Annotated in this window: 1 protein-coding gene; it reads left to right on the top strand. The window is 73.1% G+C overall.

Translation table 11 applies throughout. From position 1 onward, the window contains the following. Positions 1-238: hypothetical protein (locus SM753_RS21130; RefSeq protein ID WP_323192999.1), on the top strand; the 238-nt coding region annotated here is incomplete at both ends.

The raw sequence follows: 238 nt of genomic DNA, 5'->3' as shown, positions 1-238 counted from the left end.
AGCGCCCCCGACGCTCCTCCGTCGCCTTCACCCACCGACGACCGTCCGCGAACGGACGAGGTCGGTGACGCGGACGACCTGGGCGCGACGACCGCCGAACTCGGGTCGCTTTCCCTCCAGTCGACGTTCGTCGAGCGCCAGTGGCCGATGTGGGACGCCCACGGTCGCGACGACCACGCGTTCGTCGTCGTCCGACACTCCGGTGCCGACCGCGCCCGCGCCCTCGCTCGCGACCCAC

It is taken from the genome of Halostella sp. PRR32, from assembly GCF_034808085.1.
Classification (GTDB): Archaea; Halobacteriota; Halobacteria; order Halobacteriales; family Natronoarchaeaceae; genus Halostella; species Halostella pelagica.
Note: the sequence above shows the minus strand (reverse complement) of the source record. Positions and strands in the feature narration are given on the sequence as shown.